The 13,968-nt window shown below is 71.8% G+C and carries 17 protein-coding genes; 9 read left to right on the top strand and 8 right to left on the bottom strand.

Annotated elements, in window-relative coordinates; all coding sequences use genetic code 11:
• Positions 1-56: 56 nt before the first annotated feature.
• The gene (locus FHX53_RS01005; RefSeq protein ID WP_343050724.1) at positions 57-935 is read right to left on the bottom strand and encodes a DUF3097 domain-containing protein; all 879 of its coding nucleotides are present in this window, start codon (positions 933-935) and stop codon (positions 57-59) included.
• 16 nt (positions 936-951) lie between these two features.
• Complete coding sequence (locus tag FHX53_RS01000; RefSeq protein WP_182489365.1) at positions 952-1,971, bottom strand: aldo/keto reductase; 1,020 nt, start codon at positions 1,969-1,971, stop codon at positions 952-954.
• Positions 1,972-2,226: 255 nt separating this feature from the next.
• Here FHX53_RS01000 and FHX53_RS00995 point away from each other — a divergent pair, with 255 nt between their 5' ends.
• On the top strand, positions 2,227-3,096 hold the full coding sequence (locus FHX53_RS00995) for a hypothetical protein (protein ID WP_182489363.1): 870 nt from the start codon (positions 2,227-2,229) through the stop codon (positions 3,094-3,096).
• Here the strand turns inward: FHX53_RS00995 and FHX53_RS00990 are convergent.
• Complete coding sequence (locus tag FHX53_RS00990) at positions 3,068-4,618, bottom strand: DUF7059 domain-containing protein (protein ID WP_343050723.1); 1,551 nt, start codon at positions 4,616-4,618, stop codon at positions 3,068-3,070. The genes FHX53_RS00995 and FHX53_RS00990 overlap by 29 nt on opposite strands.
• A gap of 128 nt (positions 4,619-4,746) precedes the next feature.
• Between FHX53_RS00990 and FHX53_RS00985 the strand changes: the two genes are divergently transcribed.
• Positions 4,747-5,304, top strand: a complete 558-nt coding sequence (locus tag FHX53_RS00985) for a YceI family protein (RefSeq protein ID WP_182489359.1) — start codon at positions 4,747-4,749, stop codon at positions 5,302-5,304.
• A 73-nt stretch (positions 5,305-5,377) separates the two neighbouring features.
• Here the strand turns inward: FHX53_RS00985 and FHX53_RS00980 are convergent, their stop codons facing one another.
• Positions 5,378-5,776: a fasciclin domain-containing protein gene (locus tag FHX53_RS00980; RefSeq protein WP_182489357.1), complete on the bottom strand. Its 399-nt coding sequence runs from the start codon at positions 5,774-5,776 to the stop codon at positions 5,378-5,380.
• A 236-nt stretch (positions 5,777-6,012) separates the two neighbouring features.
• On the opposite strand from FHX53_RS00980, the gene FHX53_RS00975 reads away from it, so the two are divergent.
• Positions 6,013-6,507, top strand: coding sequence for an FBP domain-containing protein (locus FHX53_RS00975; protein WP_182489355.1), 495 nt, complete (start codon positions 6,013-6,015; stop codon positions 6,505-6,507).
• A gap of 48 nt (positions 6,508-6,555) precedes the next feature.
• On the opposite strand, the gene FHX53_RS00970 is transcribed toward FHX53_RS00975, so the two are convergent.
• A complete protein-coding gene (locus tag FHX53_RS00970; RefSeq protein WP_182489353.1) occupies positions 6,556-6,729 on the bottom strand; it encodes a hypothetical protein in 174 nt (57 codons plus the stop codon).
• A gap of 194 nt (positions 6,730-6,923) precedes the next feature.
• Between FHX53_RS00970 and FHX53_RS00965 the strand changes: the two genes are divergently transcribed.
• A complete protein-coding gene (locus tag FHX53_RS00965) occupies positions 6,924-7,286 on the top strand; it encodes a DUF7882 family protein (RefSeq protein ID WP_246335373.1) in 363 nt (120 codons plus the stop codon).
• Positions 7,287-7,331: 45 nt separating this feature from the next.
• Positions 7,332-8,229, top strand: a protein-coding gene (locus FHX53_RS00960) for an IS5 family transposase (protein WP_425488290.1) whose coding sequence is annotated in 2 segments (ribosomal slippage) — positions 7,332-7,669 and positions 7,668-8,229 — 900 coding nt in all. Because the reading frame shifts where the segments join, the coding sequence is not laid out codon by codon here.
• Positions 8,230-8,305: 76 nt separating this feature from the next.
• Here the strand turns inward: FHX53_RS00960 and FHX53_RS00955 are convergent.
• Positions 8,306-8,830 (bottom strand): SRPBCC family protein, encoded by a 525-nt coding sequence (locus tag FHX53_RS00955; protein WP_182489349.1) that lies wholly within the window; start codon positions 8,828-8,830, stop codon positions 8,306-8,308.
• A 161-nt stretch (positions 8,831-8,991) separates the two neighbouring features.
• On the opposite strand from FHX53_RS00955, the gene FHX53_RS00950 reads away from it, so the two are divergent.
• Positions 8,992-10,023 carry an NAD-dependent epimerase/dehydratase family protein gene (locus FHX53_RS00950; protein WP_182489347.1) on the top strand — a complete coding sequence of 344 codons (1,032 nt, stop codon included), beginning with the start codon at positions 8,992-8,994 and terminating at the stop codon, positions 10,021-10,023.
• A 6-nt stretch (positions 10,024-10,029) separates the two neighbouring features.
• Here FHX53_RS00950 and FHX53_RS00945 read toward each other — a convergent pair whose 3' ends face one another.
• Positions 10,030-10,638 (bottom strand): luciferase domain-containing protein, encoded by a 609-nt coding sequence (locus FHX53_RS00945; RefSeq protein ID WP_484502638.1) that lies wholly within the window; start codon positions 10,636-10,638, stop codon positions 10,030-10,032.
• Complete coding sequence (locus FHX53_RS00940) at positions 10,638-11,180, bottom strand: hypothetical protein (protein ID WP_182489343.1); 543 nt, start codon at positions 11,178-11,180, stop codon at positions 10,638-10,640. Before FHX53_RS00940 ends, FHX53_RS00945 begins: the two co-directional genes overlap by 1 nt.
• A gap of 130 nt (positions 11,181-11,310) precedes the next feature.
• Here FHX53_RS00940 and FHX53_RS00935 point away from each other — a divergent pair, with 130 nt between their 5' ends.
• From FHX53_RS00935 to FHX53_RS00925, 3 genes are all read left to right on the top strand, one after another.
• Positions 11,311-11,988 (top strand): DUF1294 domain-containing protein, encoded by a 678-nt coding sequence (locus FHX53_RS00935; protein ID WP_182489341.1) that lies wholly within the window; start codon positions 11,311-11,313, stop codon positions 11,986-11,988.
• A 74-nt stretch (positions 11,989-12,062) separates the two neighbouring features.
• The gene (locus FHX53_RS00930) at positions 12,063-13,022 is read left to right on the top strand and encodes an NYN domain-containing protein (protein WP_182489339.1); all 960 of its coding nucleotides are present in this window, start codon (positions 12,063-12,065) and stop codon (positions 13,020-13,022) included.
• Positions 13,023-13,292: 270 nt separating this feature from the next.
• Entirely contained in the window at positions 13,293-13,841 is a 549-nt protein-coding gene (locus tag FHX53_RS00925) for a type 1 glutamine amidotransferase domain-containing protein (RefSeq protein WP_182489337.1), read from the top strand.
• The last annotated feature ends 127 nt before the right edge of the window (positions 13,842-13,968 follow it).

Here is a 13,968-nt window from a genome sequence, read left to right as displayed (position 1 = left end):
CCCCCGATGATGTGGGGCGGCTTTCGTCATGTCAGGGCGCGTTCGCGCGCCAATCGTCAGCCATCGGCCGTCACGAAATCGATGAGCTCCTCCACCCGCCCGAGCAGCACGGGGTCGAGGTCGGCGTAGCTGCGCACCGAGCCGCGGATTCTGCGCCAGGCCGCCGCGGTCTCCGCCTGCGAGCCGTGCGGCCAGCCGATACGACGCAGCACCCCGGTCTTCCAGTCCTCCCCGCGCGGCACGTCGGGCCAGGCCGCGATGCCGACGCGCGCGGGCTTCACTGCCTGCCAGATGTCGATGAACGGGTGGCCGACGATGAGCACGTGCCCGGCATCCGCGCCCCGCAGCGCCTCGCGCGCGATGCGCTCCTCCTTCGAGCCGGCGACCAGGTGGTCGACCAGCACGCCGACGCGGCGACCGGGGCCCGGCGAGAACTCGCGCAGCCGCTCGGCGAGGTCGTCGACGCCCTCGAGGTACTCGACGACGACGCCCTCGACCCGGAGGTCGTCGCCCCACACCTGCTCGACGAGCTCGGCGTCGTGGCTGCCCTCGACCCAGATGCGGCTGCCGCGCGCCACACGCGCGCGCTGCTGCTCGACGGCGAACGAGCCGCTCGCGGTGCGCTGGCGACCCTCCGGCTTCGCCGCGGCGGGGGCGGTGAGGATGACCGGCGCGCCCTCGACGAGGAACCCGGCCCCCAGCGGGAAGACCCTGACCCTCCCGACGCGATCCTCGAGGTGCACGGTACCGAGCTCGACGCGCAGGACCGCCCCGACGAATCCGGAGTCGGGCAGCTCGACGACGAGGTCGCGCTCAGCCGGCACCTCGGGCACCACGACGCGCCCGCGCGCCCGCCAGTCCCCGCCGAGCACGTCGCCGCCGTACGGGTCGACGAAGGAATCGGAGGAGCCGGGGCCGAGGGGTGAGGCGGTCACCCGGCGACGGTACCGGTCAGAGTCGACGGGCCCGCTGCTCCACGCCGAGCACGCCGTACGGGTAGTCGGGCACGCGCGGGGCGCTCGCGGCGTCGAGTCGGCCGAGCTGCTCCGCGCTGAGCTCGAGGTCACCCGCGGCGAGGTTGTCGCGCAGCTGGTCGACCGTGCGCGCGCCCAGTATGACGCTCGTCATGCCGGGGCGTGACTGCAGCCAGGCGAGCGCGACGCGCGAGGGCGGCACGCCGTTGTCGTCGGCGATCGCGTGCAGAACATCCAGCACCACCCACGTGCGCTCCTCCGCCGAGCGGCGGTCGTACGCCTCCACTCCGCGGTTCGGGTCCTCCCCGAGCCGAGTCGCGCCGGTTGGGGCGGTGTCTCGGCGGTACTTGCCGGTGAGCCAGCCGCCGGCGAGCGGCCCCCACGGCAGAAGGCCGAGGCCCGCATCGAGCGCCGCCGGCACGATCTCGAACTCGATCTCCCGAGAGAGCAGGCTGTACTGCGGCTGCAGGGTGACGGGCGCCGACATCCCGACCGCGGCCGCGCGATGGACGGCCTTGGTGAGTTGCCAGCCCGTGAAGTTCGACAGACCCCAGTACGAGATGAGACCCGAGCGCACGGCGTCGTCCAGGAACCCGAGCGTCTCGTCGAGCGGCGTGATCGGATCCCACGCGTGCAGCTGATAGAGGTCGACGTGGTCGACGCCCAGTCGACGCAGCGAGGCCTCGAGCGCCCGGCGGAGGTGGCGGCGCGAAGTGCCGTGGTCGTTCGCGTCGGGCCCCATGGGGAAGCGGCCCTTCGTCGCGATGACCATGCGCTGGGCCGTCGTGGGGTTGCCCGCCATCCAGCGCCCGATGATCTCCTCGCTGAGCCCGCCGGCGTAGACGTCGGCGGCGTCGATGAGCGTGCCGCCGGCTTCGGCGAACGCGTCGAGCATCTCGTGGCTCGCCGACTCGTCCGCCTCGGCGCCGAAGGTCATGGTGCCGAGCGCGACGGCGCTGACGGCGGTTCCGGAGTTCCCGAGGGTGCGCAGCTTCATGCGCGCCACTGTAGCCGCGCCTCGCGCTCGCCGTCGAATCGATTCGACAGAGACGGGATCGACCGACGGGCGCCACTTGCTCGCCCGAAGCCTGCACATCGTCCTCGTCCGGACACGTCGCGCGCCCCCGGGCGTCCACGTTGACCGAATCAGTACGGAGAGCGCCGCACGCCGTCAGCGAACCCGGCCGCGGCGGCCTCCCCGGTCAGGGCGGGCCTCGCTAGGGTGGCCGCAGCCGATCACTCGAGGAGTCGCATGCGCGCCACCGCCCTCGCCCGCTGGGGCATCACGTGCTTCCTGCTCGCGCCGCTCGCGTTCCTGTCGTGGCTGCTGTCGCCCGGCGCGCTCGTGCGCCTCCTGCCGGCGACCCCCGACGTCGTCGTCGCGGTGGCGACCGCGTGGGGCGTGCTCGCGCCGATCGTGGCGCTCCTGCTCGTGGTCACCGGCGCGGTTCTCAACGTGCTCGCGATCCGTCGCGGGGTTCGCGGCGTCGACCGGCTGGCGAGCGGCGATTGGGATGCCCCGCGCCTGCCCGGCGGGCCCCGCATCATCCTCCCCGAGGGCTGGGAGTCGGAGCACCCCACCCCCGCGTCGCGCCGCCGAGTCTCGCGGCGCACGCTCGGCACGCTGCTCTCCGGCGCGCTGCTCGCCTGGGCGGCCGTCATCGCGTGGGTCCTGACGGTCGAGCACCCGCTCGCACTCGCTGGCGGCGCGCTGCCCCTCGGCGCCGTCTACGACGCGTGGGAGCCCGCCGGCCTCGCCGGGTTCGTCGTCGCCGTAGTGGTGTGGGCGGTGCTCGCGGTCGCCGCGGCCGTCGCCGTCTTCCTCCTGGGCCGGATGCCCCGCGCAGGTCTCGACCGCGTGCTGGCTCCTCAGCGCTTCGTCGCGCTCACGGCCATCCTCGCGAGCGCGCTGGCGGTCGCGGCGCAGCCCGCGCTGCTCACGCTGGGGATCGGACTCGTCGATGACCTCGCGGCCGCGACGGGTGAGCCGCTCAGCGGCGGCTGGAGCGCGGGCAGCTGGCACGTCGCGCAGTGGGGCACCGCCTTCAGCACGCTCGCGATCCTCGCGACGGTGCCCCGTTGGTCGGGCGCCCTCAGACGTCGAGTGTCAGGTAACCCGTGAGCACGAGCTCGCGCACGCGCGGCAGTAGGTCGTCGGCGAGCGCGGCCTCGTCGATCTCGAGAAGCTGCGCGAGCGCCCCGATCAGCTGAGCGACCGAGAGCTCGCCGTCGCTCGCGCCCACGAGGCCGGCGAGCGCAGCATCCGCGTCGATGCTGCGCGCGAAGCCGCCGCCCTGCCGCAGCCGTATGACGGTCGGTCCGTCGGCGCCCGGCCACTGGTGGCGCTCCTCCGTGATGTCGGGCGCCACACGCAGGCGCAGGCCGGCGAGAGCGACGTCGTCGAGGCGCGCGATGGCGTCGTGGGCGGCGAACCCGGCCATGAGGTGGTCGCCGATGCCGGTCGGCGTGCTTCCGAGCTCTTCGAGCAGGCGCTCGGTGCGTACGAGGCGCGGTGCGGCGGGGTCGCTCGGCCGGCGCAGCACCATGTAGCCGAAGCCGACGCCGGTGACGCCTCTGGCCTCGAAGTCGGCGAGCCACTCCTCGGCGAGCGCCTCGAACTCGGGCGAGCCGACGCGCGTTCCTCCGTCGCGGATCCAGGTCTCGGCGTACTGCGCGGGGCTCTGCCGCTCGCGCTCGATGATCCACGCGTCGAGCCCGGCCTCCTCGACCCAGCGGCGCACGCGTGCGAGTCCGTCGCCGCCCATCGCGTCGCGGTACTCCCAGTTGCCGAGCAGGTGGGCGGTGCCGCCCGGCTCGAGGTGCTCGACGACGCCGCGCACGACCTCCTCGACGATTCCGTCTCCGACGCGACCGCCGTCGCGGTACTCGTAGAGCGGCACCCCGGCGCGGCGCGGCGTGATGACGAACGGCGGGTTGGAGACGATGCGGTCGAAGCGCTCCCCCGCGACGGGCGCGAAGAGGTCGCCGAGCCGCAGGTCGACGCCCTCCGCGCCGAGCGGGATGCCGTTGAGCCGGAGGGTGAGGGCGGCGAGCTCGAGCGCGCGGCGCGAGATGTCGGTCGCGACGATCGCGCCCGCATGGCGGAATGCGTGCAGGGACTGGATGCCGCATCCCGTGCCGAGATCGAGGACGCGTCGCCCCGGGCTCGTGGGGATGAGCGAGGAGAGGGTCGTGGATGCTCCGCCCACGCCGAGCACGTGGCCCGCGTCGAGCGCACCCCCCGTCGCGAGCTCGCCGAGGTCGGAGACGATCCACCACGACACGGCGCCCGTGGCGTCGATCGCGGAATACGGGCGCAGGTCGAGAAGCGCGCGCCACGCGCCCTCCGCATGTGGCCCGGCGATGCCGAGCTCTCGGGCTCCGCCGAGGCCGAGAGAGGGCAGCGCCTCGGCGAGCGCGTTGGAGTCGACGGGGTCGGCCAGCAGGAAGGCGCGGGCGAGCGTCGCGAGCGGCGACCGAGGCGCGGTTCGCAGCGCGCGGCGCGCGACGACGCGGTCAGCGCGGAGCAGGGCGGCGTCGGCCTCGTCGCCCCAGAGTCGGCGGACGGCGTCGACCGTGTAGTCGGCGGCGGCCAGATCGGCGCGGAGAGCGCCGACGAGTCGGTCGCGAGAGGCTTCGAGCACGGCCCTATTCGAGCATGCGGCGGCGGTTCCCGAAAAATTCACCGAGCCGGGGAATAGATCGATCACTCCATTCAGTTGCATTGACCTGTGCGCCACCGCGCCGTCACTGCATAACTGAGGAGACAGATATGACCATCACCGCTGAGAGCGTTCCCGGCTACGTCGCCGGCACCTGGGTCGTCGACCCCACCCACACCGTCATCGGATTCTCGGTGCGCCACCTCGCCATCAGCAAGGTCCGCGGCACCTTCGAGACCTTCGACGCCACCGTGCACGCCGCGCAGAACCCGCTCGATTCGACCCTCGAGGTCTCGGTCGACGTCGCGTCGATCAACACCAACAACGCCGACCGCGACGCGCACCTGCGCACCAACGACTTCTTCGCGCCCGAGCAGTTCCCGACGATGACCTTCCGGTCGACGGGCATCCGTGCCGAGGGCGAGGCCGTCCTCCTCGACGGCGAGCTGACCCTCCGCGGAGTCACCAAGCCCGTGACGATCACGGGCGAGTTCGGCGGCATCGCGAAGGACCCGTGGGGCAACCTCAAGGCGGCCGCGAGCGGCTCGACCGCCATCAACCGCCACGACTTCGGCGTGAGCTGGAACGCTCCGCTCGAGGCCGGCGGCTTCCTGCTGGGCGACCAGGTCACGATCACGATCGACGCGCAGTTCGCGCTGCAGGCGTAACGACGCCGCACGACGCACCGAAGGGGGCGGCTCCGATGATCTCGGAGCCGCCCCCTTCGTCGTTCCTGCAGTCCTACGGCAGCAGCACCGCGTCGATGACGTGGATGACGCCGTTGTCGCAGACGATGTCGGCCGTGACGACCTTCGCGCCGTTGACGGTGACGCCGTCGGTCGTCGAGAAGTGGAGCTCGGCGCCGTTGACGGTCGCTGCGGCGAGGCCGTCGGCGACGTCGGCGGCGTGGACCGCGCCGGGCACCAAGTGGAAGGTGAGGATTTCGGTGAGCTTCGGGATGTCCGCGAGGAGCGCCTCGACGGTGCCCTCGGGCAGCGCGGCGAAGGCGTCGTCGGTCGGGGCGAAGACCGTGAACGGGCCCTCGCCGTTGAGGGTGTCGACGAGGTCGGCCGCGGTGACGGCGGCGACGAGTGTGGTGAACGAGCCGGCCGAGACGGCGGTTTCGACGATAGTGGCCATGAGGCACTCCTTGGACGGGGCTGGCGGCGCCGAGGCGCCCGCGGCGGTCGATTGACCGTGCTCCGCTGACGCTATGCCGCACGAGTGGCGCGCCGCTGTGCGGGGGCCGCGCATCATCCGACCACTGGCCGCGCATGCGCCCGGCACCGACGCATTCACAGCGGGAGTTCTCCGTGCGGACACCTGACCGCGTGATCATGCGCTCCGGCGCAGGCGGCTGTCGTACCCTGGCGGGGATGAAGCCGCTCACCGCCGATCAGATCGCCGCCTCGATCATCAATGCCGACCCGGCCGAGATCGACCGCATGGAGCTCCCCGGTCTGCACGAGGTCGTCTGGGAGGATCGCGAGTTCCTCGGCTGGCGAGACCCGCAGGGATCGCTGCGAGGCTACCTCGTGCACTGGGTGGACGACCGCCCGGTCGGCGTCGTGCTCCGTGCGGCCTCGAGCACCCTGCGTCCCGGGATCGGCGCGATGTGCTCGCTGTGCCACACGCCGCAGCCGGCGACGCAGGTGCTCATGTTCAGCGCCCGCCGCGGCGGTCGCGCCGGTCGCGACGGCAATTCGATCGGAACCTACATCTGCGCCGATCTCGCGTGCTCGATCATGATCCGGATCTTTCCCGGCATGAGCGAGATGCGGCTCATGCGCGACGAGCTCATCGCGCGGCGCAGCGCGGGGCTCGCTCAGCGGGTCGGGGCGTTCACCGCGCGCATCCTCGAGACCGTCTGAGCCGCCCGGATCGACCGCTGCTCGCCGCTCGGTGGCGAGGCGCCGGGGTCAGTCGCGGCGACCGAGGAGGTTGAACGGGATCGCGAGCGACAGCGTCACCGACATGATGCCGAGGAAGAACGTCAGCGCCGCCCACTCCTCCGGAACCCAGAAGGCGTACGCGAACAGCGGGAACGACGCGAGGAAGAGTACGAGCGCGATGACGACGGCGAAGATCTTCATGGTGCTCCCATTGTGCCAGGTCGCCGCCGGATCCCCTGCTCAGGGTTGACGGAACGTTCCGATCTGTCTCATCGGTGCAATAAAGCCGTTCCACCCCCCACAAGGGGGTCGCGGGTCGTTACCCTTGCGAACGAGCGGCGGCAGGTTTTCACTTCTTGCGCACGACCACACCGCGCAGCGGAAGGAGCACCATCATGGGTGCACTCATTTACGGATCGCCTTCGATGGAGATCCAGTTCGACGACCGCGTCCTCGCACACGTGCAGATCGTCATGTCAGCGAAGCTTCGCCGCGGAGAGAACTTCTTCTTCAGCTGGCGCGACTCCCCCGCCGTCGGCGATGGCCGCAGCGCCATCTGGATCGACGCCTCCATCCCCATGTACTTCCGCTACAGCGGAAGCCGCCACCCCGAGATCGATCGCGAGTGGCTCGAGCAGATGGCGATCGCCGCGGCGAGCACCCACGGTCTCGACCTCACGGAGGACTCGCGGCTCGCGGGCATGCACCACGCCCGCCACTCGAGCGTGAAGCGCAAGGACCGCCCGCTCGACGACTAGGGCGTGTCTCGTAACCTCTGCGGGATGTTGCGGCAGGCTGGGAGCGTGACGCGTACTCGTACTTTGTCGGATTCTGCTTGGGCTCGGATCGAGCCTTTGATGCCGATCGCTTCCCGCAAGGGCGGGCGACCGTTTCAGGAGCATCGTCGGGTGCTGGAGGGGATCGTGTGGCGGTATCGGACGGGTTCGCCGTGGCGTGATCTGCCCGCCGAGTTCGGGCCGTGGCAGACCGCGTGGAAGCGTCATCGCCGGTTCAGCGGAGACGGCACTTGGGATCGTATCTACGCCGAGATCCTCGCTGACGCGGACGCAGCGGGCGAGATCGAATGGGCCGTCAGCGTGGACTCCACCATCAACCGTGCGCATCAGCACGCAACGAACCTCCCGCGCGACACAGGGGGCTCTATCGAGTTACAAGAATTTGCGGGAGGAGCCGCCTGACCACGCGATTGGCAGGTCACGCGGAGGGTTGAGCACGAAGATCCACCACCTCGTCGACGGCCGCGGGCTACCGCTGGTCGTGCTGGTCGGCCCCGGGCAGGCCGGCGATGCCCCGATGTTCCCCGTGCTCATGGACCACCTCAAAGTTGGCCGGCGTGGCCCGGGCAGGCCCCGCTCGAGACCGGACCGCGTCCGCGGCGACAAGGCGTATTCCTCGCGTGCCATCCGCACCCGCCTGCGCGAACGCGGGATCGTCGCCGTGATCCCCGAGCCCTCCGACCAGCAGGGACACCGGCAGCGTCGCGGCTCCCGTGGCGGGCGACCAGTCAGCTACGACGTCGAGGACTACAAGGGTCGCAACGTTGTCGAACGCGGCTTCAACGAAGACAAGCAATGGCGTGGGCTCGCCACCAGATACGACAAACTCGCGCTCACCTACCGCGGCGGCGCGGTCCTGCGAGCCATTACACTCTGGCTCAAACGCTTAGGAGACACGCCCTAGTCGTCGAGCACGAACCACGAAGGGCCCCGCCTAGGCGGGGCCCTTCGTCATGCCCGGGGGCTTTATCGTGCGATCCCTAGAGCATGCTGGGGCGCTCGTCGAAGCCCGTCTCGCGCGCGAGGTCGCTGTCGCGGTCGGTGACCGTCCCGCCGTGAACCTCGCCGCGCCAGGCGCCCTCGGGCGTTCCGAGCTCCTCGATCAGGCGCTTGAAGTCGCGGAGGTCGCTGCTGACCTGCGCCTGGTCGATGTTGAGGGCCGCTCCGACCTTCTCGACGAAGCCGCTCGGCTCCCAGGCCATCTCGACGTCGATGCGGGTCGACTCCGCGCTCTCCGGCGTGAAGACGACGCGACCGGAGTGGAGCTCGCCCTCCGTGCTGCGCCAGGCGATGACCTCGTCGGGGCGCTGCTCGGTGATCTCCGCATCGAACTCGCGCTCGACGCCGCCGACCGAGACGACCCAGTGGAGCTTCGTATCGTCCAGCTGGGTGACGCTGTCGACGCCGCTCAGGAAGTCCGGGAAGGACTCGAACTGGGTCCACTGGTCGTACGCGACGCCGACGGGAACGTCGACAACGACATCTGCATGGATGGTGCTCGTCATGATGACCTCCCTCATGCCCGGGTGGCGCGGTCGCGCCGTTCGGGTCGTGTGATGCGCCAGCCACGGTAGGCACGGCCCCGACCCACGAGAAGGGGGTTGACAGCCCACGAGCGGCGCGCGAAGCCGCGAAGGAGGCCCGACTTCCCCATAGGCTCGGGACCATGAGCCGACGAGCGGTGATCCTGGGAGGTACCGGTCAACTCGGGGTCGCGACCGCGCGCACCCTCCTCGACGACGGCTGGTCGGTCACGCTCGCGCACCGCGGTGAGCGCACGACTCCCGCCGGCGCCCTCCAGGAGGCCCGCACGTTGCTCGTCGAGCGGTCCGACGTCGACGCGCTCGTCGACCTCTGCCGCGGCGCCGACCTCGTGCTGGACTGCCTCGCCTTCGCGCCGGACGATGCCGCGGTGCACGGCCGCCTCGTCGGAGACGTGGGCTCCGTCGTCGTAGTCTCCACGGCATCCGTCTATCGCGGAGAGAGCGGGACCTGGCTCGACACGGCGACGGGCGAGGACGACTTCCCCGTCCTTCCCGTGCCGGTCGCCGAGTCGCACGCGACGGTCGACGCGGATGGCGACCCGGGCTACTCGGCGCAGAAGGCCGCGCTCGAGCGCGCCCTTCTCGCGATCGACGGGCTTCCCGTCACGATCCTGCGGCCGGGGGCCATCCACGGCCCGCACTCCCCCGCGCTGCGGGAGTGGTTCTTCATCAAGCGCGCGCTCGACGGCCGCGAGCGCATCCCGCTCGCGCACCGCGGCGAGAGCCGCTTCAGCACGAGCGCGAGCGTCAACGTCGCCGAGCTCGTGCGGCTCGCGGGCGAGCGGCCGGGTCGGCGCGTGCTCAACGCCGTCGACGATCCGGCGCCGACGGCGCTCGAGATCGGCCACGCGGTGCTCGCCCACCTCGGCCGGACCGCCGAGTTCGTCCTTCTCGACGGCGGCCCCGTCGACGGCGTCGGGGCGCACCCGTGGGCGGTGCCGAGGCCCGTCGTGCTGTCGATGGAGGCAGCGCGCGTCGAGCTCGGCTACGAGCCGGTGGGTTCGCACCGCGCGACGATCGGCTCCGCCGTCGACTGGATGCTCGACGCCGTCCGCGACGCCGACTGGCGCGAGCGGTTCCCGGCCCTCGCCACCCGCTACGGCGCCGCGTGCTGGTTCGACTACGACGCCGAGGATCGACTCCTCGCGCGCTGACGCCGGTCAGCCCGCGCGCTGCTCCTCCGCGTCGGCGAGCTCGTCGCCGACGACCGAGGCCGCGAGCAGCGCTGCCGTCGCGAGGACGGCGGCGCCCACCTCGGCGACGCTCCCGTCGGGCGCGGGCGCGCGGCGCTGGAAGACCGTCACGCCGTTGCGGGCGAGCGACCAGCGCACGCTCTCGCGCGCGAGCGCGCTCACGACGTCGAGCTCGGCCTCGTCGCGCGGGCCGAACAGGATGACCTCCGTGCCGTGGACCGCCCGCGGGCACGCGATGCCCCAGCCCTGCGCGACGACGAGAGCGGCGCGCTCGGCGGGCAGCACGACGTGCATGCTCGTGTCGGCGGGGCTGTGCAGGTGCGCCGGCTCGAGGGCGTGACCGCCGGGGGCGAGCGAGGTGCCGGGCTCGGGGTTGATGACCGAGGGGACGAGCACCGCGCGCGAGCCGGGCGCCCCGAGCGCGGACGGGCCGGCGATGACGCCGGGACCGGAGCGCAGGGCATCCCACACGGCGACCCACGTGGTCGGCACGGAGCGCTGATCGAGCTGCCACGCGGGGCCGTCGAGGGCCATCATCGGCGGTCGACCGGTGCGCTGGACGAGCAGGGCGCCCATCACGACGTCCACTCGTCGATCACGACGGGGACGCCCTCGTCGATGCACGTCGTCATGACCCGGTCGACGGTGCGCTGCCACACGGGGTCGGCGGGGTCTAGGCCGGGGTCGCTCTCGCCGGCCGCGGGCGCGTCTACGAGCTCCTGCAGCACGATGAGCGGCAGTGCGACGGGCGAGCTCGACGGGACGGGGATGTAGTTGAGGATGCGCGCGGCGGCGCGATAGGCGCCGTCGGCCTCCGCCTCGGCCCAGCGCCCCTCCGCCGCACCGCGCTGAGCGTTGGTGGCGAGGCTCATGGCGTTGGCGACGCGCCAGCACGCCGCGGTGACGGCCTCGTCCGAGCGGGACTCGGTCGAGGCGAACACGGGAGCCTGCTGGTCCGCGACGCTCGGGGCGCAGCCGGCGAGCATCGCCAGCCCCGCGACGGCGAGCGCAGCGGCGATCGGGCGTTCGCGATGCCGGGAGCGCTCGCGGGCATCCGTCACCCCGTGGTCGCGCGTGCCGTCGTGTCGTGCCGAGCCGTGCCGTACCGTGCCGTGCATGGTGCCCCCGCGCTGTGTGTGACGATCGCTCACGGAACGTCGATGGCCTCACTGTACAGAGGATCGATCAGCACGGGGAGAGGCTTGCTCCGCAGGGCGGGGTGTGCCTCAGGTGTGGGAAGGTGGCCGCATGACTCCGCCGTCGACCGCCAGGCACTCCGGCGTCCTCACGCGCTGGAACGACGACCGGGGCTTCGGGTTCATCCGCCGAGACGTGCTCGGCCCGAAGGTCTTCGTTCACGTCTCGGCGTTCGGCCCCCTCGAGCGCAGGCCCGCGAACGGCGATCGGGTGCACTTCGTCATCGAGGTCGATGCGACGGGGCGGGCGCAGGCCGTCGACGCCGGCATCGAGGGCGTGGCCCGCGCGGTCGCGATGCCGCGCAGCGACGGCCTCGCCCGCGGGCGACAGCGGGGCGCCGCCTCCGCGGCCCGCGTCTTCGTCGACGTGCTGAGCGTCGGCACGCTCGTGACCGTGCTCGCGCTCGGGCTCCTCGTGTGGGAAATGCCCGCCTGGGTCGTCGCGCTCTACGGCGGCCTGAGCCTCGCCTCGGCGCTCCTGTACTGGAGCGACAAGCGCAACGCCGCGACGGGCGGCTGGCGCACCCCCGAGTCGACCCTGCACCTCGTCGCGTTCGCGGGCGGCTGGCCCGGCGCGATCGTCGCGCAGAACATCTGGCGGCACAAGACCGTCAAGCCCGGCTTCCGCGCCGTGTTCTGGAGCATCGTCGCGCTCAACCTGCTCGCCCTCGCCGTGCTCGTCGTGCCGCTCGACGGCGTGCCCCTGCTCGACCTTCCGGCGCCGTTCTGAGCGCCTGCGGCACCGCCGACTGACAGGATGAGGGCAGCGGGTCGGCTCCACCGACCCCATCGAGAGGGAGCCGCATGGCCGGGAATCCGGAGAACCGCGTCGCGGTCTACATCGACTTCGACAACATCGTCATCTCGCGCTACGACCAGGTGCACGGCCGCGGCGCGTGGCGCAAGGACAACGTCTACCGCCTCGGCCCCGGCCTCACGGGCGCGAGCGAGGAGCAGCTCGCGAAGATCCGCGCCGCGACCGTCGACATCAGCGCCATCCTCGACTACGCGACCTCCTTCGGCGACGTCGTCGTGAGCCGCGCGTACGCCGACTGGTCCGTCGGGGTCAACGCGAGCTACCAGGGGCAGCTCATGGAGCGCGCCGTCGACCTCACCCAGCTCTTCCCCGCCACGGCGCAGATGAAGAACGGGGCGGACATCCGCCTCGCCGTCGACGTCATCGAGGACCTCTTCCGCCTGCCCGACATCACGCACGTCGTGATCGCGGCGGGCGACAGCGACTACATCCCGCTCGCCCAGCGCGCCAAGCGGCTCGGGCGGTACGTCGTCGGCGTCGGCGTCGCCGGCGGCACGAGCAAGTCGCTCGCCGCTGCGTGCAACGAGTTCGCCGACTACGACTCGATGCCGGGCATCCGCCCCGCGAAGCACATCGCCGCCGAGCTCGACGACGCCGTCGAGGTGCCCGCGGCGACCGAGACCCCGACGAAGGATGCCCCGAAGAAGTCGACCGCGCGGCGTGCGTCGTCAGGCGGGTCGGCCGCGAGCGCGTCGGTCTCGAGCGCATCGCAGAAGACGTGGACGAAGCTGCTCATGCGGGCCCTGCAGCAGGCGCACGAGCGCGAGGTCGACAGCGAGTGGGTGCACGCCTCGGAGGTCAAGAACCTCATGGTGCGGCTCGACCCCTCGTTCAACGAGAAGGCGCTCGGCTTCGGGTCGTTCTCGGAGTTCGTGAAGTCGCGCAACTCGATCGCGGCGCTCGACGAGTCGACGCAGACGCGGCTGATCCGGCTGCGGCAGCGGTAGCCGGGTCGGGAGGCGAGCCGGTGCCGCCCTCCAGCATGAAGCAGAGCGGCCCGCCTCGAACCCGAATCGAGACGGACCGCCCGTGACGCGCGCGGTCAGCAGCAGCGCGTCAGTCTGATGGCACCAGGGCCGCCGACATGTGCACCACCTTACGAAAAACCGCGCCTGGACGCCGCGTGTCCGCCGGCTTGGTGCCACCTGGCAATGCGCCCCGGTGGATCGTCGACGTCGTTAGCGTGGCCGACGCATCGAACCGAAGGAGAAGATCTGATGGCAGACATAACCGGACGCACCGTCGCCTTCCTGCTCACCGACGGATACGAGGACAGCGAGCTCACGGCGCCGTGGGATGCCGTGAGCGACGCCGGCGCGACGCCGACGCTCGTATCGCCGAAGGACGGCTCGGTCGAGGGCAAGAAGGGCCACTCGCAGGCGGTCGACGCGGCCGTCGCGAACGTCTCGGCCGACGACTTCGACGCGCTCGTGCTCCCCGGCGGCGTCGTCAACGCCGACCACCTGCGCATGGACGCCGACTCCGTCGCCTTCACGAAGCGCTTCTTCGAGCAGGGCAAGCCCGTCGGTGTCATCTGCCACGGTGCGTGGATCCTCACCGAGGCGGACGTCGTGCGCGACCGCGAGAACACGAGCTACCCGTCCCTGCGCACCGACCTCGTCAACGCTGGCGCGCGTTGGGTCGACGAGGAGGTCGTGACCGATCAGGGTCTCGTCTCGAGCCGCACGCCGGCCGATCTGCCTGCGTTCTGCGCGAAGGTCCTGGAGGAGATCAGCGAGGGCGTCCACGCGGGCCAGCACGCGTAGACGCTGCTCCCCCGGCGCGGCAGTCGGGGCACAGACGGCGGAGGGCTCGGTGCGGTGGCGCCGGGCCCTTCGCGCTGCGTGGGGACGGGATCTGAACGCAGGCAGTGCGCATCCCCTGCCTCGAATC

It is taken from the genome of Microcella alkalica (assembly GCF_014137945.1).
Lineage (GTDB): Bacteria > Actinomycetota > Actinomycetes > Actinomycetales > Microbacteriaceae > Microcella > Microcella alkalica.
Note: the sequence above shows the minus strand (reverse complement) of the source record. Positions and strands in the feature narration are given on the sequence as shown.

Excerpts from the sequence above, each read along its gene's own strand:
- FHX53_RS01000 (WP_182489365.1), bottom strand. The coding sequence starts at position 1,971 with ATGAAGCTGCGCACCCTCGGGAACTCCGGAACCGCCGTCAGCGCCGTC.
- FHX53_RS00995 (WP_182489363.1), top strand. The coding sequence starts at position 2,227 with ATGCGCGCCACCGCCCTCGCCCGCTGGGGCATCACGTGCTTCCTGCTC.
- FHX53_RS00985 (WP_182489359.1), top strand. The coding sequence starts at position 4,747 with ATGACCATCACCGCTGAGAGCGTTCCCGGCTACGTCGCCGGCACCTGG.
- FHX53_RS00980 (WP_182489357.1), bottom strand. The coding sequence starts at position 5,776 with ATGGCCACTATCGTCGAAACCGCCGTCTCGGCCGGCTCGTTCACCACA.
- FHX53_RS00975 (WP_182489355.1), top strand. The coding sequence starts at position 6,013 with ATGAAGCCGCTCACCGCCGATCAGATCGCCGCCTCGATCATCAATGCC.
- FHX53_RS00970 (WP_182489353.1), bottom strand. The coding sequence starts at position 6,729 with ATGAAGATCTTCGCCGTCGTCATCGCGCTCGTACTCTTCCTCGCGTCG.
- FHX53_RS00965 (WP_246335373.1), top strand. The coding sequence starts at position 6,924 with ATGGGTGCACTCATTTACGGATCGCCTTCGATGGAGATCCAGTTCGAC.
- FHX53_RS00955 (WP_182489349.1), bottom strand. The coding sequence starts at position 8,830 with ATGACGAGCACCATCCATGCAGATGTCGTTGTCGACGTTCCCGTCGGC.
- FHX53_RS00950 (WP_182489347.1), top strand. The coding sequence starts at position 8,992 with ATGAGCCGACGAGCGGTGATCCTGGGAGGTACCGGTCAACTCGGGGTC.
- FHX53_RS00945 (WP_484502638.1), bottom strand. The coding sequence starts at position 10,638 with ATGGGCGCCCTGCTCGTCCAGCGCACCGGTCGACCGCCGATGATGGCC.
- FHX53_RS00940 (WP_182489343.1), bottom strand. The coding sequence starts at position 11,180 with ATGCACGGCACGGTACGGCACGGCTCGGCACGACACGACGGCACGCGC.
- FHX53_RS00935 (WP_182489341.1), top strand. The coding sequence starts at position 11,311 with ATGACTCCGCCGTCGACCGCCAGGCACTCCGGCGTCCTCACGCGCTGG.
- FHX53_RS00930 (WP_182489339.1), top strand. The coding sequence starts at position 12,063 with ATGGCCGGGAATCCGGAGAACCGCGTCGCGGTCTACATCGACTTCGAC.
- FHX53_RS00925 (WP_182489337.1), top strand. The coding sequence starts at position 13,293 with ATGGCAGACATAACCGGACGCACCGTCGCCTTCCTGCTCACCGACGGA.